Genomic DNA, 21,826 nt, shown 5'->3' with positions numbered 1-21,826 from the left:
TATAAAACTACCAAAATATCATAATTATTGTTTAACTGTATAGAGTGATTTTTTTAGAAATAACGATAAGTAGATGTCTAATTTAATTTTTAAAATAAAAATGATAAAAGTAGAAGAGAATATAAAATATAGGAAATAATAAAAATATAGCTGTCTGAGGAGTATAATCAGTTTTTAGAAGTACAATAAAAAGGGTATTATGAAATAATGAAAACTAAGATAGCGAGGTAAGTATGAAAAAAACATTATATGAATATGCAGAAGTTATAAAACATCTTCCTATAAAAGATAAATATGAAAAAAATGAATTATTAATAGATGACTTGCTTATAGAAAAAAATGGAAATATAGAAATATATTATGCTCCACATAATGATTATTTAAATTCAAAAGCTAAGATATTTATTATTGGAATAACACCTGGATTTCAACAAATGAGTACAGCTATCTCCACTGCTCGAAAAGAACTAGAGTTAGAAACTAATATTGAAGAAATTCAATATAAATGTAAGGTGGCCGGTAGATTTAGTGGAAGTTTAAGAAAGAATATAATTAGTATGTTAGATGATATAAAACTTAATGAGGCGTTAAGTATAAATAGTTGCTCTACCTTATTTGAAGACAAAGATTATTTACTACATACTGTATCATTAGTACCTTATCCTGTATTTGTAAAAAAACAGAACTATTCAGGACATACACCTAAATTATCAAAAAGTGCATTTTTAATGAAATATGTATATGATAATTTTATTAAAGAACTCAGTAGAATTGAAAATTTTAAAGAAATATTAATAATACCGTTAGGCAGAGCAGTTGAAGAGGTGCTGTATAAGTTATCAAAGGAAGGAATTATTTGTGAAAAACAGATTCTTAAAGGATTTCCACATCCATCTGGAGCAAATGTAAATAGAGTTATTCAACTAGAAGAAAATAAGGAAAATTTAATAAGGCAAATTAAAGAAAATATAGGTCTATAATTTGATAATGAATCTATAGGTACTTAATATACTTCTAAGGTGTAGCTACGGAAAACTAAGTTAATAAGGAGGAATAATCCTTCCTATTTTGTTTTGAAGAGAAGGTTGATGATAAATTGTGTAAAAATAAAAATTTGTATATAATTTATGGATATTTAACATCTAACTCAAAATCAAGCGTACGGTAAACAATAGTACCGTGGCTTCAAACCTAATCCTTTTCGCAAAAGTTAAGGCTTTAGCAGTTTATGCTAGAGCCTCTTTAGTAGATAGAAATATTGAAGAACTTGGATGAAACTTGTTCAAAGTTTGTTTAATTCCAATATTTAATGTATATACTACAATTATTAAAATAAATCAAAAAATAGGAAATTAGGTGATTTTAATGATATACATATATAATTGTTATGGAGGAACACACTCATCTATTCTAGCAATGGCTTATCACCTAGAATTGCTGGATGAAACTCAAGAACCGACTAAAGATGAAATATTGAACTTACCTAACTTTAATAAGTTAGTATACGGAAATCGTGGAGAACTTTTTTATCATGGAAGTGATAAAGATGGAAATGAAGTCTATACTATAGGTAGGGGGCGTTCAAAGGTTTTAATTCCAGGATTATATAATTTAGCTTCTATGCTTCATAAACAAAAGCTATTAAATGAGAAAATTATATTTTCTAATACGTCGCCAACCGTTTCATTACCAATGACATTTGGCGGATTATTTTCTAGGTGGTTAAAAATTGATTTTATAGGAGTACCTTTACTAGTAAAGGGAGCAAAAAAATCATACAAGGACGTTATAAAACTTGTAAATCATACAAAGAAGGCAGCAAAGGAAGCTAGGTCAGAGGTTATTATTTTAGATAACAAGGAATTTAAGAAAAAATAATTTTTAACATCCTTTACGTGTAGGTATGTACATGAATATTATAAGAAAAAAAGAGGTGGACTCAGAGGTTATATTTTGTTTTCACCTTTAAAAAAACTCTGATACTACTGTTACGGTGAATCGTACCACTAGTAAGGGGGTACAGGATAAGTTAGATTAAAACATAGGAATTCAAATAGATTTTCTCTCTTTACTATAAAGGTAGTATATTTTATGATAAACTTACAATATATATAAAATAATTGTGGGGAGATAAAAACAATGCAAGATAATATAATAAACAATAAGCTAAACCTATTTATAAAAAATTATGAAAAAACAAAGGAAATAAAAGGGGCATGGCAAATGGGCATGATGCAGTATAGTTGTGTATTATCATCTACCATAAAAAATAAAAATATAAACCCAATAAAAGCGGAAGAAAGTATAGATATAATTAAAACAAATACAGGAATATTTTCAAACTTTAGAGGTAATAGCCTATTTTATCTAGCAAATTTGTTATCAAATAAGACAAATAGAGAAAATGAATTTAAGTCTATACTAAATATATATAATAAATTAAAAGAAAATAAATTTACAAATGATTCATACTTACCATTTTTAGCAATTATAATACATGAAAATCAAGAAAAAATGGATATAAATACATCAATTGAAAAGACTAAATATGTATATGAATACATGAAAAATCATCATCCGTGGATAACATCTAGTGATGATTATTGTAGGGCAGCCCTCATAGCTATAAATTCAAAAGACATAGATAATGACTTAGAATATATAGAAAGAAGCTATAATGAACTTAATTCAAAGGGGTTTTATAAATCAAACAATCTTCAATCATTATCTCATATAATGGCATTAGATAAAAATAAGAGTAAAGAAAAATTAGATAAAGTAATAAGAATTAAAGAATTACTTGAAAAACAAAAGTGTAAAATAGATGGATATGGATACCCCTTAATAGGTGTATTATCTTTAATTGATTGTGATGAAAATCAATTGGTTAAGCAAATAAGAGATGTATCTGATAAGTTAAGTGAAGTAAAAGGGTTTGGAAATTGGGCTTTAGGTAAGACTAATAGGAATATGATAAGTGCTTCTATTGTTGCGTCAGCATATGCTGAGTATTTAAATGAAGAGAGTAATATAGATTCTATAAGTAGCAATATACTTCTAGAGATAATAATAGCTATTGAAATTGCAACTATGGTGGCTATTATTGCTGCATCTAGTACAGCTTCAGCATCTAACTAGAAAATTAAATAAATTGTATTATAAGTAGTACATAAAAAGAACTTTAGTAATTTATAATATTTGCTAAAGTTCTTTTTTTGAAAATAAAGTTATATATAAGTGACTAATATGTCATTTTGTTTATACTACTCTAATAATTTAATTGTTGTATAATAATTATAAAGGAAAAAATGGTTAAATTTGGAGGTATTATGAAAAATATTCTTATGATAGAGGACGATAGCACTATAGCTTTTGGAGTAAAATATGCTCTAGAACAAGAAGGTTTCAATATAAATATATGTAAAGAATTAGAAAGTGGAAAAAAAGAAATAAAAACTAAGGATTACGAGATTATATTACTAGATGTAATGTTACCTGATGGAAGTGGGTACGATTTTTGCAAGGAACTTAGAGAAACTAATGACACTCCTGTAATATTTTTAACAGCATGCGATGAAGAAGTAAATATAGTCATGGGACTAGATATTGGAGGAGATGATTATATAACAAAACCCTTTAGAGTTAGAGAACTTATCTCTAGAATAAATGCAGTTCTTAGAAGAAGAAAAAATAATAATGAAAGTAAAAAGATAGTAAAGTTCAAAGATTTAAGTATACACACACTAGAAGCTAGAGTGTATAAAAAAGAAGAAGAGATTTTCTTAACTTCTGCTGAGTATAAGTTATTATTAATATTAATTCAAAATAATAATATAGTTTTAAGTAGAACTCAAATTTTAGAAAAGTTATGGGATGTTACTTATGATTTTATAAATGATAATACCCTTACAGTGTATATAAAAAGGCTTAGAGAAAAAATAGAAGATGATATAACAAATCCTAGATATATACACACAGTAAGGGGAGTTGGATACAAGTGGAATGGAAGTGAAGAAAATGTTTCTATCTAATGCTGAAATAAAAAACTTCATAAGAAATTACATTTTACTATTTATAATAGCTATAATTTTTTCACTAGGAATAAGCTATAAAAGTGTAAATATTATAAAAGATAAAATAATAGAAAATAATCAAGTTATAGTAGGTTCTATACTTTCAAAACATCCTGATTTGGAAAAGGAAATAATAACTGTAATAACACAAGGTAAGTCAAAGAATAACATAACCTTAGGTAAAGAAGTATTAAATAAATATAACTATAATGAAAATATAAGCCTTAGAAATGAGCCTATTATAAATGAAAGTATAAATGACATTTTTAGTTTAAATACTTTATTTATAGTGCTTGTATTTATATTTACCTTAATTTTAGTTATGTACTATTTTAAGCATATATATAATGATATAAAAGATATGACTGACTATGTATATTATAGCTCAGAGGGTAGAGATTATGAAATGAAGAATAAAAACCAAGAAGGACAAATTGGTCTTTTAAAAACAGAGCTTTTAAAAATGACTAATATACTTAAAGAAAAGGTAGAATTACTAAATAAAGAAAAGATATTTCTAAATGATACTATATCAGATATTTCACACCAATTAAAAACTCCTATGACTTCACTTATAATACTTAATGACTTAATGTATGAAGATTTACCAAAAGAAACTAAAATAGAGTTTTTGGACAAAATAAAAACCCAGCTAAGTAGAATGGAGTGGCTAATAAAAAGTATGCTAAGACTATCAAAGGTAGAAGCTAAGGTAATTGATTTTAAATATGAAAATGTAAATATTAATGAACTAGTAAAAAGAGCTCTAGGGCCAAGTTTAATACCATTAGAACTTAAAAATATAGATGTAAGTATTAAGGGGAATAATAGTATCTTCTACAAGGGGGATATGGAATGGTCTGTTGAGGCTTTAGTCAACATAATTAAAAATTGTGTAGAACATACACCTCAAAATGGAAAGCTAGAAATTAGTTATGAAGATAACTTTATATATTCAGAAATAATTATAAAAGATAGTGGAGAGGGAATAGAGAAAAAAGATTTACCTCATATATTTAAAAGGTTTTACAAAGGAAGAAATAGCTCAAAAGAAGATAGCGTAGGAATAGGACTAGCTATGGCAAAGTCTATAATAGAAAGTCAAAATGGTGATATATCAGTTAAAAGTGAAAAAAACAAAGGATGCGAATTCCATATTATATTCCACAAAAACTATAGTGACTAATTTGTAATATATAATTCACTTTAAAGTAAGTCTAGGAAGATAGACTATAAATATAAAGATTAGACAAGTTTAAGAAAATGGAGGCTAATATGGAAGTGGTAAAAGTAGAAAACATAACCAAAAGTTATGGTAAGGGTGATACAAAGGTAGATGCAGTAAAAAATGTAAATTTATCTATAAACAAAGGTGAATTTGTAGCAATCGTAGGACCAAGTGGAAGTGGTAAAAGTACACTACTTCATTTAATGGGAGGAGTAGATAAGCCTAGTAGTGGAAAAGTATATATAAATGGAGTAGATATATGCTCATTAAATGAAAAAGATTTAGCCATATTTAGAAGAAGAAACATAGGACTTATATATCAGTTCTATAACTTAATACCTGTACTTAGTGTAACGGAAAATATACTACTACCAGCAGAACTTGATAACAGAAAAATAGATAAAGAATACTTAAATGATTTATTAAAAACATTAGGATTAAAAGAAAAAGAAAACAATCTTCCAAATGAGATAAGTGGAGGACAGCAACAAAGAACTTCTATAGGTAGAGCACTTATAAATAGACCATCTATTATACTTGCAGATGAACCTACTGGAAACTTAGACAGTAAAAACTCAAAGGAAGTAATAGAATTATTAAAACTATCAGTAAAAAAATACAATCAAACATTAATAATGATAACTCATGATAATAACATAGCACTACAAGCAGACAGAGTAATAGCTATAGAAGATGGAATTATTAAAGCAGACGAGGTGATATAAATGAATTTATATACAACTCTAACTTTAAGGTATTTAAAAAAAAATAAAAAAAGAACAATAGTAACAATAATAGGAGTAATACTATCAACAGCATTAATATGTGGAATAGGAAGCATATATGAAAGTTATATGGATTATCAGTTTAGGCAGACTATAGAACAAGAAGGATATTTTCATTCAGCTTTTTACAATGTAAAAAAGGAAGATTTAGACACTATAACTAAAAGTGCAGGAATAGCAAAAACTTCAATTAGTGAAGATTTAGGATATTCAAAATTAAATAAAGACAAATTAAACTTGATTAACCTTAAAGCCTATAACAAAAATGGTTTTGAAATGAATCAAGTAAAATTAAAAGAAGGAAAACTACCTACTAATGAAAATGAGATAGTATTAAGTGAAAGGGTCATACCTTTAATAAACAAAAAATTAGGAGATACTATAACTTTAAATGTTGGAAAAAGAATAGATGAAAATGGAAAAGGAATAGAAATTCCAATACTAAAAGAAAATGAAAGATTAGTTGATACAAAAGAAAAAGAATATAAGATTGTTGGAATTATGAAAAAACCATATGCTGAACTAAGTGAAATTTCAAATGGAATAACTTATTTAGAACCAAATAAACCATTTGAAAAAGATACATTAGATGCATATATATTATTTAATAATCCTAAAGAAGCCTATACTATAGCCACAAATATAGCAAAAACACTAGGATTAGAAGTTGATAAATCAACTGATAATGACGAGTCAATGATTTATAATAATGATAATAAAACTCACTATGAAAACCTATACTTTAATGAGTATCTATTAAGACTACAAGGGGCAAGTCTTTACGAAAATATAAATAAAACATTTAATAAAATATTACTTATAGTAACATTATTAGTAATAGTATGCACAGTAGTAACAGTATATAATTCTTTTAGTATATCTGTAAGTGAAAGAAAAAAACAATTTGGAGTGTTAAATTCTATAGGGGCAACTAAAACTCAAGTTATGAAGCTAGTATTTATAGAGGCTATTGTAATAAGTTTAATAGGAATACCTATAGGGTTAATAGTTGGAAGTTTTGGAATGGATTTAATCTTTAAATCAATACAAACAGTATTTAATAGCCAATTTATTTCAGATATAAATCTAAGAGTAATATATAATCCTTATATGATAGTAGGAAGTGCATTAATAGTTTTATTGGCTATATTAGTATCGGCAATACTTCCAGCAATCAATTGTGCAAAAACTTCTCCACTTGAATCTATAAGAAATAGTGATGATTTAAAAATAGGGAAAGTAAAAAATTCTAAACTAGTTAAGTTAATATTTAAAACTGAAGGAGTTCTTGCATACAAAAATCTTAGAAGAAATAAAAAGAAATTCAGAATAACCTTATTCTCTTTAGTAACTAGTGTAGTTATATTTATATCATTTAGTGGATTTATTGATTTATTTGAAAAAGCTAATCGGGTAAATATAGGAGAAATAAACTATGATATGAGAGTATGGTATAGCGGAATAAGAGAGAAAAATGATATAGTTAAAGATTTAAATAATATAGATGGAGTAAATAAAATTAGTGCAATTAATCCTTATGGTGCAGAAACATACATTAATGAAAATAACATAAATAAAGAATATAAGGATTTAATAGAAAGACGTTTTTCAAAGGAAAATAAAAATGGTGAAATTGTATATATATTTAACAATAATGGAATTAATTTTGTAGGAGATAAAGCAATAGAAGAATTAGAATTAAAAACTGGTAGTTTTGACAAAGAAAGTGCTATAAAAGAAAATGGAATAATACTTCGAAATAAAAGTGACAATAGCTCTAGCAGAAAACAAAGTGAGATTTCATTAACAAATTATAAAGTAGGAGATACAATAAATATTTGTAAGAGATATATAGACAAAAATGATAAGGAAGTAAGAGAGCCTATTAAGTTAAAAGTACTAGCTACTACTGAAGATTTTCTTCCAGGATATAGATGGTCTACTTATATGGGTATAGATTTTATAACTTATAACGAAGTAGGAGAAAAGCTAGGATATAAAATAAGTGATGGAGATATATACATAGACACAAATAAAACAAAAAAAACTAGAGATGATGTAAAAGATATAGCAAAAAAATATGGTTATGATGTATCAGATGATGTAGAAGATGTATTAGAGATGGAAGAGGCTATCAATGTTATGAAAATATTTGTATATGGATTTACAGTAGTAATATCTCTAATAAGTGCTACTAATATAATAAACACAATGAGTACAAATATAAATTTAAGAAAAAAAGAATTTGCAATAATCAAATCAATAGGTGTAACACCTAGTGGATTTAACAGAATGATATATCTTGAAAGCTTATTATATGGATTATTAGCCTTATTATATGGAATTCCTATAGGACTTTTAATAGATGTATATATGAACGAAGTTCTTGGAGATGCTATAGAAATAGGTATGGTACTTCCGATAAAGGCAGTTTTAATATCTATTGTAGGTGTATTTGTCATTACTTTTGTATCGGCCTATATTCCTATGAAAAAAATAAACAAAGAAAATACAATTGAAAATATAAGACAAGAAAGTATATAGGGGGATGAGTATGAGTAAATTATTTTCAAAGAGAAAAATATTATGGTCAGTAATAAGCATTTCATCTTTATTAATAATAGGATGCAGTTCTACTAAGTCAGTAGATTTAAATATACTTGCAACGACTGACTTACATGGAATAATACCTAATGAAATGGTTTCTTATATAGAAAAACAAAAGAAGGAAAATCCAGATACTGTAGTAGTAGATGCAGGGGATTTTCTAGATTCTGGATTTGGAACATCTGGAGATATGTTAAAATATTATGACCAAATGAGTAAAAACTATAAAAATAACAATGCAGATTATATAGAAATTCCTTTAGCAAAAGAAATGAAAGAAGCTGGATTTGACACAGTAACTCTTGGAAATCATGAGTTTGTATCAAATAACAAGACTAGTCTAGATAATATGATATCAGACTTTGAAAAGCAAGGAATAAGTATACTATCAGCAAATACATATAAGAAAAATGGAGAAAGCTACACAAAACCATACGTTATAAAAGAAATTAAAACACCAGAAGGTAATATAAAACTTGGAATATTAGGACTTACTCTAAAAGAAGTAGGAGAATCTAAAGAATGGGATGGAGAAAAGCTAGTAAAAGCTAAATCTTTAGAGTTAAAAGATCAAAAGGGATACAATGGAGAACTTTATATGAATGATTTAGTAGAAGATGCTAATAAATGGGTAAAAGTTATGAAGGAAAAAGACCATGCAGATATTATAATAGCAGTAGCTCATAGTGGTGAAAGACCTAAAAAACCAAAACACCCAGGAAATAGAATACAAGACTTAGCTCAAAATGTATCTGGAATAGATGTAATAGTTGCTGGGCACAACCATGTTCAAATAAAACAACATGACTATAAAAACAAAGATGGACAAACTGTTATAGTAACAGAACCAGGAAAACACGGTGAGTGTATTTCAAAAATTGATATAAAATTAAAAAAAGATAAAAATGGATGGGATGTAATAAATAAGTCTAGTGATATAGTTCAGTTTAAAAATGTTAAAAAGAACTTAGATATGCTATGTAACAATCATGGAATGTTTTATGGTGAAACTAGTTTTCTACTAGATAAAGGTAAAGAAGGTAAAGTTATAAGTCTTAAGGATGAGATACCTTTTAAATGGGATAAAATGTATATATTTAAACCAGGTACTCCTAGAGATGAAATATACAAAAAGGCAGGGTATAAGTTTTTAAATATTGCTGAAAGTGATGATATGTATCAGTTTATAATTATGGATAAAGAAAAAGTGATTTGCTATTCAAATGCTATAGGAAGTGATGTTCCAACTACATTAAAATTTGATAATGCCGATTTTAAGGATAATTGTTTAACTATAATACCTGGAGAAAATGATTATTTTAAAGTTTCAAAAGGTGAAAAAGAAAAGTATATTGACCGTTATAAAGTTATATTAAATTATGAGAAAAAGGAAAATTAAAAAAAGATATAAATTTAAATTTTTAAACAAAAAAGTGCATTTAGTAAAATTTACTAATTTTACTAAATGCACTTTTTCTTTACTAAATAACACAAAAATCTCTATGGAGATGCCAAGTGGATGAAAGTAATTTCTAAAATTTAGAAAAAATACATCTAATAAATCTTTATTTTATAGAAAATCTGAAAAATATTTAAAATTTCTTTCAAAATCTTTCAAAAATGTTGCGATTAAGTTAATATCTATATACACTTATAGTATAGAATTAAATGAATAAAATAATTTAAGAATATAATAGCTTGACTACCTAATGAAAAGGAGACGGATGGTATGGAATATTCTGATAATACTGTTTTGAAGAATCTAAAGTCAAGATATGATAAATTTACTAATGTAGAAAGAACTATAGCCAATTTTTTTATAAATAATAGAGAAATACAAAAGCTTTCATCTAAAGCAGTATCAGAAAAGCTATTTGTGTCAGAAGCTTCTTTATCTAGGTTTGCGAAAAAATGTGGATATAAAGGTTTTAGAGAATTCATATTTGAATATGAGAAAAATATTAGTAAATACAATAGAGAAGAAATTTCCAATTTAGTTATTAATACATATCAAGATTTATTAGATAGTTGTCATATGATGATAAATCAAAATCAAATGAAAGAAGTTGCTCACCTATTAACAACATCTAAGAGGGTTTGCGTTTTCGGAATGGGAAGTTCTGGGATTGCAGCTGAAGAAGTTCATCTAAGGTTTATGAGGTTAGGGTTAAATATTGAAGCTGTATATGATTCACATAGAATAAAAATGTTATCTTCACTTGCTAATGAGGAAAGCGTTATTATAGCTATATCGTTAAGTGGTACAACAAAAGAAATTCTTCAAGGAATAGGGATAGCAAAGGCTAATGGAGCTAAAATTATTATGATAACTTCAAATAATTCTTTCCATTTATCGAGTTTTTGCGATGAAGTTATATTAATTCCAACTATAAATGCACTAGAAGCTGGAGATTGCATATCACCTCAATTTCCTATTTTAGTAATGATAGATATACTATATACCTATTTTATAAAAATAGAGAGTTATTATCAAAAAAAGGTAAATACTTTAAATGCATTATTTAAGTATGATGAAGAAAATATTTTAATCTAATTTGGTTTTACTAGGTAGAAAATACCTTGATAAAATAAAAAATTCGCTTTAATTTAGATGAATCTAAGCGAAACATTTTAAGTTATTCATAAGATAGGAAATTTATATTTTCTTATAATTAAAAAAGAGGGGATGATATTATGAAGAAAAAAAAGCTATTAAGCTTGCTTGTAACTTCAATGCTAACGCTAAACCTAGTTGGATGTGCTAGTACAGGCGGAAAAGAAGAAAAATCACAGGGGGAAAATTCAACAAAGCAAGAAGCAGCAGCAAACACTCTTTATGCAAATGGAGGACCTGAAGAATTTTTCGAAGCGCCGTGGTTAAATCCAGGTACTTTCGTTTACAACAAAGTTTTATATGATAGGTTAATATTTGCAGATGAAAAATTAGACCCAATACCAGGGGAAGGTCAATTAGCTAAATCTTATGAAATGTCAGAAGATGGAAAAAACCTTAAGTTTGTATTAAGAGATAATATATTCTGGCATGATGGAGAGCCTATAACAGCAGAAGATATAAAATGGAGTATAGAATACAGTTTAAAGACGACAGTTTTAAACAATGTATTTGGAAATACTTTTAAATCTATAGAAGGAGCAACTGATTACATAGATGGAAAGGCAGATGAAATATCTGGTATTGTAATAGATGGAAATAATATAGAAATAAAATTTGAAAAGCTAGCACCAGATGCTCTACTTACATTTACACAATTTGCACCACTTCCTAAAAAGCATCTTGAAAATGTTGATCCTGTTAAGTTTCAACAATCAGAATTCTTTAGAAATCCAATAGGTTCTGGGCCATTTAAAGTAGATGAAGTAAAAATGGGTAATTACACAACCTTAGCTGGATTTGATAAGTATTGGGATGGTAAACCAGCATTTAATATGCACTTAAATCCAAGTCCTGGAGACAGTGATCCAAACTTAGTAACAAATGCTAAAGCTGGACTTCTTGACTACTCATACACTAAAAATATAGCAGATGTTAAAGCACTTGAAGGTACTAAAGGTATCAATATGGATACTGTAGATGTTAGATATACAAGATTATTCTTTGCAAATAAGTTTAAGAAAAAAGATGGATCAGCTGCACCATTAGCAGATAAGAGAGTTCGTCAAGCTATAATGTATGCTTTAGATATGGATAAAATACTTGATGGTATATTTGAGGGTGCAGCACTACCTGCAAATAGTTTAACTCCAAATGGACCTGATAAAGTTGATGGATTAAATAATTATGAGTATAATCCAGAAAAAGCTAAAGAATTATTAAAAGAAGCTAACTGGGATCCAAACACAGTTTTAGATGTAGTTTATTATTATACAGATCAACAAACAGTTGATTTAATGGCAATAATACAAAACTACTTATCTCAAGTTGGAATAAAAATGGAATTTAGATTAGTTGAAGGTGATTTAGCTTCATTATTATGGGCATTACCAGAAGATCCTGTAAATGGACCTTCAGCAGTTGATTTTGATTTATGTTATGCTGCAACTGCTGCACTTTCAATGCATGAGTACTATGATAGATATCAAACAGGTGCTGAACTAAACTCACATACACCAGGAACACCTGAATTAGATAAATTAATAGAAAATACAAAAACAATAGATCCAGAAGAAAAGAGAAAAGCATTCTTTGAATTACAAAAATATGAAAATGAAGAATTATTCGTAATGCCTTTATATTACCAACCAATATTTGTTATGACAAGCGATAAGATAAAAGGTATGCCTGAAACATTTGGTAACCCACAATTTAATTATAAGTGGGATATTCACAAATGGACATTAGCTGAGTAATAAACAGAGGGGGTGTATAATTTTAATTATACATCCCTTTTATTATAAGGAGGTAGTAAATGCTAAAATACATATTAAAAAAAGTGCTTGGAATGATTCCAATGTTATTAATAATAACATTTATTATTTATTTTTTACTAGATTTAACTCCAGGAGACCCAGTATCTCATTTAATGGATCCAGAATCTTTAGCAAGATTATCACCAGAACAATTAAATGCACTTAGAGAAGCTTATGGTTTAAATGATGGTTTTGTAATTAGATATTTTAAATGGTTAATACAATTACTACAAGGCAATTTTGGATATAGCTCAAGTAGTGGTGTAGCAGTTATAGATATTATAAAAGATACACTACCAGCAACTTTAGAATTATCAGTTGCAGCACTTTTAATTTCTACAGTTTTAGGTAGTATCTTAGGAGTAATAGGCGCTATAAAACGTGGTTCTATAGGAGATAATGTTATGACAGTTGCAGGTATGATAGGAGTATCTATACCACAATTTTTCTTTGGTATGGTAACTATATTAATATTTGCATTAAATTTAGAATGGCTTCCAGTAGGAGGTAGAACAGCACCAGGTCTTGAAAGTTTTATTGATAGAATAGAGTATTTAATATTACCTGCTACAGTACTAGGGTTATCGCTTACAGCAGGAGTTATGCGTTATGCAAGAACTAGTATGTTAAATACTATGAATAAAGAATATATAAAAACAGCTAGAAGTAAAGGAATTCCAGAATGGAGAGTTAACTTAGTTCATGGATTTAGGGTTTCACTAACACCGGTTATAGTTTTAATAGGTTTTAGATTGCCTACACTAATAGCAGGTTCTGTAGTTATAGAGTCAATATTTCAGTGGCCAGGAGTTGGAAATGTATTTAACACTGCAATAAGATCAGCAAATTATAACTTAGTCATGGTTGTAGCACTTATGTTTGTAACTATGGTTTTAATAGCAAGTACATTAGTTGATATACTTACTGCTGTTTTAGACCCTAGAGTAAAACTTGAGAAATAGGGAGGATATTATGATTACTTTATCACCTAAAAAAAGATTAAATAATAAATTTGATAAAATTAAAGAAAGAGAAGAGAATAAAACTTTTAAAAAACAAAAAAGTAGAGTAGTAAGTAAGTTAATTTCAAATAAACTTACGACGATAGGGATTGCAGTATTTTTACTTATATTACTTGCTTGTATATTTGCACCATTATTAACACCGCATGACCCGTTAGCTGTTGATATGTCAAATATACTTAAGCCACCATCTAGTGAACATATACTAGGAACAGATAAAATAGGTAGAGATATATTTTCAAGAATATTATATGGTGGAAGATTATCAATTTTAATAGGATTTGGTAGTGCATTGGGTTGTGCAGTAATAGGTGTATTACTAGGATGCTATAGTGGATATAAGGGTGGACTAATAGATAAAATATTAGTTAGGATATCTGAAATATTTATGTCATTCCCACAATTAATATTAGTGTTAATGTTAGTTTCAATAATAGGCCAAAGTGCTTTTAATATAATAATAATATTTATTATTTGTGGTTGGGGAAGCGTATTTAGAATGGCAAGATCACAAATATTATCTATCAGAGAAGAAGAGTATGTACAATCATTAAAAGTATTTGGACTTAATGATTTTGTTATATGCTATAAGCATATGCTACCAAATATCATAGGGCCAATATCAGTAAATATAACTTTAAGTACTGCAATGTTTATACTAGAAGAAGCAGCACTTAGTTTCTTAGGACTTGGTGTACCTCTTGAAATACCAACATGGGGTAACATATTAAATGCATCACAAGATTTATTTACACTTCAAAATAATTGGTGGATGTGGTTACCTGTCGGAATAGTTATATCACTATTTGTTATGAGTATAAACTTTGTAGGAGATGGCTTAAGAGATTCTACAGATCCAACAAGTGTTGAATAGGGGGAAAGATCATGGAAAATATTATCACAGTCAAAAATCTTAAAACATATTTTTATGCAAATAATAGATGCAATAAAGCCTTAAATGGTGTATCAATGGAAATAAAAAGAGGTAAAACACTTTGTATAGTTGGAGAAAGTGGATGTGGTAAAAGTGTTACAGCATCATCAATAATGCAACTTCTTCCTAAGTTTTCAAGAATAGAAGAGGGAGAAATAATTTATCATAGTGAAGATGGAAAAGATATTGAAATACATAAGTTAGAAAAAAATTCAAAAGAAATGAGAAGACTTAGAGGAAAAGATATAGCAATGATTTTTCAGGATCCAATGACAGCACTAAATCCTGTTTATACAATTGGGTGGCAAATAGTTGAGATGATTAGAAGTCATGAAAATATATCTAAAAAAGAGGCAAAAGAAAGAGCTTTAAAGCTACTTAAAGATATGGGAATACCTCTTGCAGAAAAAAGAATAGACCAATATCCACATGAATTTTCAGGTGGTATGAGACAAAGGGCAATGATAGCTATGGCTATGAGTTGTAATCCAAAAGTACTAATAGCAGATGAACCAACAACAGCTCTTGATGTTACAATACAAGCACAAATATTTGAATTAATGGAGAAATTAAAAAGAGAATATAATACAGCTATAATGCTAATTACCCATGATATGGGAGTTGTATGTGAATTAGCAGATGATGTGGCTGTTATGTATATGGGAAATATAATTGAAAGTGGTAGCGCAAAGGAAGTTTTAGAAAATCCAAGTCATCCATACACTAAAGCATTACTTAAATCTATTCCAGTACTAGGAAAAGGTGCTGACCAAGATATTAATCCTATAAAGGGAGCTACACCAGATCCATTTGATAGACCACCAGGATGTCAGTTTGCTCCTAGATGTGATTATTATTCTAAAGAATGTGATGAAAAAATGCCAGAAGAGGAATTTGTAAATGGAAGTACTCATATGGTTAGATGTATAAAATGCAAGGAGGTGGCTTTAAATGTCTAAAGAAGTATTACTTACATTAAAAGGTGTTAAAAATTATTTCCCTGTAAAGAATGGAACATTTTCTAAAGCAAAAACTTATGTAAAAGCAGTAAATGATATAAATTTAGAAATATATAAAGGAGAAACATTAGGATTAGTTGGAGAATCTGGATGCGGGAAAACTACTTTAGGAAAAACAATTCTTCAGTTATACAAAGCCACAGATGGAGAAATAATATATAATTTTGAAGATGGACCAAGAGATTTAATTAAGCTTAATAAAAATGAAATGGATTTAGCTCGTAAGAAAATACAAATAGTATTTCAAGATCCACATTCTTCATTAAATCCTTCATTTACAATATATCAATCTTTATCAGACCCACTTAAAAAGTTTGGGATTAAATCAAAAGAAGAAAGAAGAAAAATAATAGGTGATTTACTTGAAGCCGTAAATATGAGAAGAGAATATATGGATAGATATCCACATGAATTCTCTGGGGGGCAACGTCAAAGAATAGGTATAGCAAGAGCTTTATCAATAAATCCTGAATTAGTAATATGTGATGAAGCTGTATCAGCACTAGATGTATCAATTCAAGCACAAGTATTAAATTTACTTAAAGATCTTAAAGAAAAACACAATTTAACATACATATTTATAACACATGACTTAAGTGTTGTAGAATACATAAGTGATAGAATAGCAGTAATGTATTTAGGAAAAATAGTAGAACTTGCAGATGCAAAATCTTTATATAAAAATACACTACATCCATACACAAAGGCATTATTGTCAGCAATACCAGTAGCAGATATCAATCATAAAAAAGATAGGATAGTCCTTGAAGGGGATGTTCCAAGTCCTATGAATCCACCAAGCGGATGTTTCTTCCATCCAAGATGTAAACATTGTATGGATGTTTGTAAATTAGAAGAGCCAGAAATGAAATCTTATATTATTGATGGAAAAGAACATTTTGTAGCTTGTCATGTAGCATCAATGGAAATGGAAGAAGGTGTGCTTAATGAATAAAGAAGAAATATTTAAAAGTATAAAAGGAAGTGTAGTTATATCTTGCCAAGCACTTCCTAATGAACCACTATATGTAGAAGAAAAATCTATAATGTATTTAATGGCAAGAGCAGCAAAAATGGCTGGAAGTCCAGCTATAAGAACAAATAGTGTAAGAGATGTCATAGCAATAAAAAAAGAAACAGGACTTCCTGTAATAGGGCTTATAAAAATAGAATATGAAGGTAGTGAAGTATACATAACACCTACTATGAAAGAAGTAGATGAATTAGTAGATGCTAAAAGTGATGTAATTGCATTAGATTGTACATTTAGTAAGAGATTAAATGATGAATCTATAAATGATTTTATAAAAAGTATAAAAGAAAAGTATCCTGATGTAATACTAATGGCTGATATATCAACATATGAAGAAGGAATTAATGCATATAAATGTGGAGTAGATATGGTTGGAACTACTATGAATGGATATACTCCTCAAAGTATAAAAGAAAATATAAACAACTTAGAATTAGTAAAAAAATTAACTAAAGAAATAGACATACCAGTAATAGCAGAAGGAAAGATACACTATCCATATCAAGCAAAAGAAATATTAGACGCTGGTGCTTATGCTGTTGTCGTAGGTGGGGCTATAACTAGACCTTTAGAAATTGCACAAAGATTTATAAATGCAGCTAAAGGAGAAATTTAAAATGAACTATTTAGCACTTGATATAGGAGGAACAGCTTTAAAAATAGCAATTGTAAATGAAAATGGGAAAATCTTAATTAGTGATAAGTATCCAGTTAATTTTGATAATTATAAAACACCAATAATAGATACAGTTTTAAAAGAAACTGATAAATTTTTAGCTGATAATAAGATAGAAAGCTTTAAAGGAGTAGCAGTATCTGCTACAGGTCAAATAGATGTAAATAAAGGTGAAGTAATAGGAACAGGTGGAAATATAAAAAACTACGAAGGTTCAAAATTTAAAGAAAAAATAGAAGAAAAGTATAAAGTAAAAGCCACTGTAATAAATGATGCAAATGCAGCAGCACTAGGAGAATTATTCTTAGGAAATGGTAAAAATTCTAAAAATATAGTTATGATTACTATTGGAACTGGTGTTGGAGGTGGAATAGTAGTAAATGGTGAAATTTTAAATGGAAGGTTAGGAATAGGTGGAGAACTAGGTCACTTCTCTATAAATAATAAAGGAAAAAAATGCACTTGTGGAAACACTGGTTGCTATGAACAGTATGCATCTATGAGTGCTTTAATAAAGAGAGTAAAAGAAGAATTAGATATTAATGATATAAATGGAAAAGAAATATTTGAACAAATAAATCATAATGAAAAAATGAAAGAAATAGTAGATAGATGGATAGAAGATGTAGCTTGTGGAGTTGTATCTTTGGTGCATATTTTTAATCCTGATATAGTTTTAATTGGCGGGGCAGTAAGTGAGCAAAAAGAACTATTTATAGATAAGCTAAGAAAATTAGTTAAAGAAAGAGCTATGAAAAATTTTGCAAAAGATTTAAAAGTAGAACCTGCTAAATTAAAAAATGATGCAGGGATAATTGGTGCACTTTACTACTTATTAAAAGGGGAGAATAAAGATGAATTACAATATGGAGAGATTTAAAAATATTACAGTAGCACTTAATACACCATTTAAAGAAAATGGAGATGTTGATTTAGAAAAAACTAGAGAATTAGTTAATTATTTATATAACAAAGGAATAAAAAATCTATATGTATGTGGAAGTACTGGAGAAGGTTTCTTACTTGACAATGAAGAAAGAAAGGCAGTAGTTGAAGCAGTTTGTGAAGAAGTAAAAGATAAAATGACTATAATTGTTCATGTAGGGTGTGCTAGTACAAAACATTCATGTGAACTTGCAGCTCATGCTGAAAAATGTGGAGCTCATGCAACATCAGCAGTTCCATGTGTATATTATAGATTAGGTGAGGAAAGTGTATATACCCATTGGAATGAGATAACTAAAGCAAGCAACTTACCATTTTTTATATACAACATACCACAACTAACAGGATTTAACTTATCAGATGGATTACTTAAAAAAATGTGTGAAAATGAAAGAGTAATGGGTGTTAAATGTTCTTCAGAGCCAGCTCATGATATAGCAAGATTCAAAGCTATTGGAGGAGAAGATTTCTTAGTATTTAATGGTCCTGATGAACAATATCTAGCAGGAAGAATGATGGGTGCAGATGCTGGAATTGGTGGTACTTATGCAGGTATGCCAGAATTATATTTAAAGCTTGAAGATTTAATAAGAAAAAATGAATTTGAAAAAGCTAAAAAACTTCAAGCAACAATGGTTCAATATGTGTATAGAATGTGTAGTTTTGGTTCATTATATGGTTGTGTAAAAGCCCTAATTAAGCTAGATGGACTGGATATCGGAGTACCTAGACTTCCATTTTTACCTGTAAGCTGTGAAGATGAAAAGTTAGTAAACTTATACAATGATATTAAAGGAACTATAGAAGAAACTAAAAATTGGTAGGTGATATTTTGAATATTTTATGCTTCGGTGACTCTAATACACATGGATATAATCCTGAAAATGGGAAAAGATATGAAAGAAATGAACGTTGGACAGGAATTTTACAAAACCTTCTTGGAGATAGTGATTATGTTATAGAAGAAGGGTTAAGTGGAAGAACTACTGTATTTGACGACCCATTATATGAAGGATTAAGTGGACTTGACTTTATAATTCCTACCCTTATGACTCATGAGCCTATTGATTTACTTATTATTATGCTTGGTACTAATGATACTAAGGATAGATTTGGAGCAAGTGCTGAAGTTATATCATTAGGGCTTGATAGACTTATAAAAAAGGCTAAGTTTTGCGAGGTAGCTTTTAGAAATAGTAAGCCTAATATATTAGTAGTAGCTCCTCTTCCAATTAGAGAAGAGATAAAAAATGCTGAGTGCTATTATACTATGGGAAAAAGCTGTTCTGAAAAGTCTTATAAAATAATTCCTCTTTATGAGAAGGTGGCTAAGGAAAATGGATGTCATTTCTTTGATCCATCACCTTTTGCAATTTGTAGTGATTATGATTATATGCATCTTTCAAATAAAGCTCATGAAATATTAGGTAAGAAGCTTTATGAAATTATTAGTGAGATAAAAAATAAATAGATTGTAAGAAGTAACTGAGGTGTCTTTCATCTTAACTATTGAAATTTAAAAATACTCATATTAAAAGGATATGAGTATTTTTTATATTTTTAAAAATTTATATAAAAACAATATAATAATTCATACTAAAATATTAAGGCTGAAAAGCACTAATATTATTTATAAGATTAACTATTTCTTGAGGCGATTCATTTAAATCATTTTCTATCCATGATTGAACAACTGCAAAAACTCCTCCTACATTGTATTTTATAAAGTAATCTAAAAATACATCATCAACTTTTGAACTACTAATAAGCTTATCTATTTCAGCCTTATTTGCTATATAAATAATACGATCCATAATATTAGTTTCTATATGTTTACAGAATAATATTTTGCACAACTTTTTATTTTCCTTAATCAATTCAAGAGCTTTAAGTAATAAAATATCTTTATAATCTTCAACTGGAGTCTCTTCAATATATTCTAGTATTTGATTAAATAATTCATCTTCCATTGATTTAAGTAGGTCATAAGCATCTTTATAATGAGTATAAAAAGTTCCTCTATTAATATTTGCAGTTTTACATATATCAGTAACAGTAACTTGATGAATTTTTTTATCTTGAAGTAGATCAAGTAAACTTTCCTTAATTACTTTTTTTGTATATAAAATTCTTCTATTTCCTTTAACTCCTGCCATGTAATCCATCCTTTTTATTTATTAAAACAATTTTAAATTATATGTTATTAAATGAACAAAAATAACTAAAATGTCTATTTAATAACAATATGAAAATATATGATTATTGTAACTAGTTTATATATTATTTATACTTAGTATTATAGCATTAAGCAAACAAGGTGTCTATTTAATAACATTTAGTATTTAATAGTCCATATAGATAGGGGAGGTATAGATGTCATATATAAAAATAATAGATGAATACAAAATATATAAGGTTGGGGAAAATACTGTTGTAGCAAATAATGGTATTAACTTTTCTATAGAAAAAGGAGAATTTGTTATTATTCTAGGTCCTAGTGGTGCTGGTAAAACAACTGTACTAAATATACTTGGGGGAATGGATACTTGTGATGAAGGTAAGATAATTATTGATAACGTTGATATATCCAAGTTTAATAAAAAACAGCTTACAAATTATAGAAGATATGATGTAGGATTTGTATTCCAGTTTTATAATTTAGTTCAAAATTTAACTGCAAAAGAAAATGTGGAACTTGCTACACAAATTTCAAAGAATGCTTTAGATGTTGATAAAACTCTTGAGTTAGTTGGGCTTGGTCACAGAAAAGATAATTTTCCATCTCAATTATCAGGGGGAGAACAGCAAAGAGTATCTATAGCAAGAGCTATAGCTAAAAATCCTAAGTTACTTCTATGTGATGAGCCAACTGGTGCTCTTGACTATAAAACAGGAAAACAGATTTTAAAAACATTACAAGATACATGCAAAAATACAGGAACAACAGTAATTGTTATAACTCATAATTCAGCTCTTTCACCAATTGCAGATAGAGTTATAAGTATTAAAGATGCAAAGGTTAGAAGTGTTAAAGTAAATGAAAATCCTGTTTCAGTTGAAAATATAGAGTGGTAGA

The 21,826-nt window shown here is 28.0% G+C and carries 20 protein-coding genes; 19 read left to right on the top strand and 1 reads right to left on the bottom strand.

The annotated features are described in order from the left end of the window. Positions 1-233 precede the first annotated feature (233 nt). The 18 genes from I1959_RS09715 to I1959_RS09630 all read left to right on the top strand — a co-directional run bounded on the left by I1959_RS09715 (position 234) and on the right by I1959_RS09630 (position 20,221). Positions 234-980, top strand: a complete 747-nt coding sequence (locus tag I1959_RS09715; protein WP_195238134.1) for a hypothetical protein — start codon at positions 234-236, stop codon at positions 978-980. Positions 981-1,365: 385 nt separating this feature from the next. Beyond that, the gene (locus I1959_RS09710) at positions 1,366-1,878 is read left to right on the top strand and encodes a DUF3189 family protein (RefSeq protein WP_092925507.1); all 513 of its coding nucleotides are present in this window, start codon (positions 1,366-1,368) and stop codon (positions 1,876-1,878) included. Between the two features lie 261 nt (positions 1,879-2,139). Continuing rightward, positions 2,140-3,138: a DUF4003 family protein gene (locus tag I1959_RS09705; protein ID WP_092925509.1), complete on the top strand. Its 999-nt coding sequence runs from the start codon at positions 2,140-2,142 to the stop codon at positions 3,136-3,138. Between the two features lie 191 nt (positions 3,139-3,329). Beyond that, positions 3,330-4,031, top strand: coding sequence for a response regulator transcription factor (locus I1959_RS09700; RefSeq protein WP_092925511.1), 702 nt, complete (start codon positions 3,330-3,332; stop codon positions 4,029-4,031). Then, complete coding sequence (locus I1959_RS09695; RefSeq protein WP_242871314.1) at positions 4,003-5,259, top strand: sensor histidine kinase; 1,257 nt, start codon at positions 4,003-4,005, stop codon at positions 5,257-5,259. The genes I1959_RS09700 and I1959_RS09695 overlap by 29 nt, the downstream gene beginning before the upstream one ends. Positions 5,260-5,348: 89 nt before the next feature. After that, entirely contained in the window at positions 5,349-6,026 is a 678-nt protein-coding gene (locus tag I1959_RS09690) for an ABC transporter ATP-binding protein (RefSeq protein ID WP_195238132.1), read from the top strand. Continuing rightward, entirely contained in the window at positions 6,027-8,630 is a 2,604-nt protein-coding gene (locus I1959_RS09685; protein WP_195238129.1) for an ABC transporter permease, read from the top strand. A 10-nt stretch (positions 8,631-8,640) separates the two neighbouring features. After that, positions 8,641-10,092, top strand: a complete 1,452-nt coding sequence (locus I1959_RS09680) for a metallophosphoesterase (RefSeq protein ID WP_240275793.1) — start codon at positions 8,641-8,643, stop codon at positions 10,090-10,092. 330 nt (positions 10,093-10,422) lie between these two features. Continuing rightward, positions 10,423-11,247: a MurR/RpiR family transcriptional regulator gene (locus tag I1959_RS09675; protein WP_092925519.1), complete on the top strand. Its 825-nt coding sequence runs from the start codon at positions 10,423-10,425 to the stop codon at positions 11,245-11,247. 140 nt (positions 11,248-11,387) lie between these two features. Beyond that, a complete protein-coding gene (locus I1959_RS09670) occupies positions 11,388-13,061 on the top strand; it encodes an ABC transporter substrate-binding protein (protein ID WP_092925521.1) in 1,674 nt (557 codons plus the stop codon). A 59-nt stretch (positions 13,062-13,120) separates the two neighbouring features. Beyond that, a complete protein-coding gene (locus I1959_RS09665) occupies positions 13,121-14,083 on the top strand; it encodes an ABC transporter permease (protein WP_166505530.1) in 963 nt (320 codons plus the stop codon). 10 nt (positions 14,084-14,093) lie between these two features. Beyond that, a complete protein-coding gene (locus I1959_RS09660; RefSeq protein WP_092925525.1) occupies positions 14,094-15,017 on the top strand; it encodes an ABC transporter permease in 924 nt (307 codons plus the stop codon). Between the two features lie 11 nt (positions 15,018-15,028). Further along, the gene (locus I1959_RS09655) at positions 15,029-16,036 is read left to right on the top strand and encodes an ABC transporter ATP-binding protein (RefSeq protein WP_092925527.1); all 1,008 of its coding nucleotides are present in this window, start codon (positions 15,029-15,031) and stop codon (positions 16,034-16,036) included. After that, positions 16,029-17,051 (top strand): ABC transporter ATP-binding protein, encoded by a 1,023-nt coding sequence (locus I1959_RS09650; RefSeq protein ID WP_092925529.1) that lies wholly within the window; start codon positions 16,029-16,031, stop codon positions 17,049-17,051. The genes I1959_RS09655 and I1959_RS09650 overlap by 8 nt, the downstream gene beginning before the upstream one ends. Continuing rightward, positions 17,044-17,745, top strand: coding sequence for an N-acetylmannosamine-6-phosphate 2-epimerase (locus I1959_RS09645; RefSeq protein WP_195238127.1), 702 nt, complete (start codon positions 17,044-17,046; stop codon positions 17,743-17,745). The genes I1959_RS09650 and I1959_RS09645 overlap by 8 nt, the downstream gene beginning before the upstream one ends. A gap of 1 nt (position 17,746) precedes the next feature. Beyond that, the gene (locus I1959_RS09640; protein WP_092925533.1) at positions 17,747-18,685 is read left to right on the top strand and encodes an ROK family protein; all 939 of its coding nucleotides are present in this window, start codon (positions 17,747-17,749) and stop codon (positions 18,683-18,685) included. Continuing rightward, entirely contained in the window at positions 18,660-19,574 is a 915-nt protein-coding gene (locus I1959_RS09635; protein ID WP_195238126.1) for a dihydrodipicolinate synthase family protein, read from the top strand. The genes I1959_RS09640 and I1959_RS09635 overlap by 26 nt, the downstream gene beginning before the upstream one ends. A gap of 8 nt (positions 19,575-19,582) precedes the next feature. Further along, entirely contained in the window at positions 19,583-20,221 is a 639-nt protein-coding gene (locus tag I1959_RS09630) for an SGNH/GDSL hydrolase family protein (protein ID WP_207733571.1), read from the top strand. A 133-nt stretch (positions 20,222-20,354) separates the two neighbouring features. Here I1959_RS09630 and I1959_RS09625 read toward each other — a convergent pair whose 3' ends face one another. After that, positions 20,355-20,906, bottom strand: coding sequence for a TetR/AcrR family transcriptional regulator (locus I1959_RS09625; protein WP_092925537.1), 552 nt, complete (start codon positions 20,904-20,906; stop codon positions 20,355-20,357). Between the two features lie 217 nt (positions 20,907-21,123). On the opposite strand from I1959_RS09625, the gene I1959_RS09620 reads away from it, so the two are divergent. After that, positions 21,124-21,825, top strand: coding sequence for an ABC transporter ATP-binding protein (locus I1959_RS09620; protein WP_195238125.1), 702 nt, complete (start codon positions 21,124-21,126; stop codon positions 21,823-21,825). Position 21,826 lies beyond the last annotated feature (1 nt).

It is taken from the genome of Romboutsia sp. 1001285H_161024_C4 (assembly GCF_015550185.1).
GTDB lineage: Bacteria > Bacillota > Clostridia > Peptostreptococcales > Peptostreptococcaceae > Romboutsia_C > Romboutsia_C hominis.
The sequence above is the reverse complement of the archived record's forward strand: the minus strand, read 5'-3'. Positions and strand labels throughout refer to the sequence as shown.

Excerpts from the sequence above, each read along its gene's own strand:
- I1959_RS09705 (WP_092925509.1), top strand. The coding sequence starts at position 2,140 with ATGCAAGATAATATAATAAACAATAAGCTAAACCTATTTATAAAAAAT.
- I1959_RS09640 (WP_092925533.1), top strand. The coding sequence starts at position 17,747 with ATGAACTATTTAGCACTTGATATAGGAGGAACAGCTTTAAAAATAGCA.
- I1959_RS09645 (WP_195238127.1), top strand. The coding sequence starts at position 17,044 with ATGAATAAAGAAGAAATATTTAAAAGTATAAAAGGAAGTGTAGTTATA.
- I1959_RS09695 (WP_242871314.1), top strand. The coding sequence starts at position 4,003 with ATGGAAGTGAAGAAAATGTTTCTATCTAATGCTGAAATAAAAAACTTC.
- I1959_RS09710 (WP_092925507.1), top strand. The coding sequence starts at position 1,366 with ATGATATACATATATAATTGTTATGGAGGAACACACTCATCTATTCTA.
- I1959_RS09675 (WP_092925519.1), top strand. The coding sequence starts at position 10,423 with ATGGAATATTCTGATAATACTGTTTTGAAGAATCTAAAGTCAAGATAT.
- I1959_RS09635 (WP_195238126.1), top strand. The coding sequence starts at position 18,660 with ATGAATTACAATATGGAGAGATTTAAAAATATTACAGTAGCACTTAAT.
- I1959_RS09715 (WP_195238134.1), top strand. The coding sequence starts at position 234 with ATGAAAAAAACATTATATGAATATGCAGAAGTTATAAAACATCTTCCT.
- I1959_RS09655 (WP_092925527.1), top strand. The coding sequence starts at position 15,029 with ATGGAAAATATTATCACAGTCAAAAATCTTAAAACATATTTTTATGCA.
- I1959_RS09685 (WP_195238129.1), top strand. The coding sequence starts at position 6,027 with ATGAATTTATATACAACTCTAACTTTAAGGTATTTAAAAAAAAATAAA.
- I1959_RS09625 (WP_092925537.1), bottom strand. The coding sequence starts at position 20,906 with ATGGCAGGAGTTAAAGGAAATAGAAGAATTTTATATACAAAAAAAGTA.
- I1959_RS09665 (WP_166505530.1), top strand. The coding sequence starts at position 13,121 with ATGCTAAAATACATATTAAAAAAAGTGCTTGGAATGATTCCAATGTTA.
- I1959_RS09650 (WP_092925529.1), top strand. The coding sequence starts at position 16,029 with ATGTCTAAAGAAGTATTACTTACATTAAAAGGTGTTAAAAATTATTTC.
- I1959_RS09660 (WP_092925525.1), top strand. The coding sequence starts at position 14,094 with ATGATTACTTTATCACCTAAAAAAAGATTAAATAATAAATTTGATAAA.
- I1959_RS09690 (WP_195238132.1), top strand. The coding sequence starts at position 5,349 with ATGGAAGTGGTAAAAGTAGAAAACATAACCAAAAGTTATGGTAAGGGT.
- I1959_RS09620 (WP_195238125.1), top strand. The coding sequence starts at position 21,124 with ATGTCATATATAAAAATAATAGATGAATACAAAATATATAAGGTTGGG.
- I1959_RS09680 (WP_240275793.1), top strand. The coding sequence starts at position 8,641 with ATGAGTAAATTATTTTCAAAGAGAAAAATATTATGGTCAGTAATAAGC.
- I1959_RS09700 (WP_092925511.1), top strand. The coding sequence starts at position 3,330 with ATGAAAAATATTCTTATGATAGAGGACGATAGCACTATAGCTTTTGGA.
- I1959_RS09670 (WP_092925521.1), top strand. The coding sequence starts at position 11,388 with ATGAAGAAAAAAAAGCTATTAAGCTTGCTTGTAACTTCAATGCTAACG.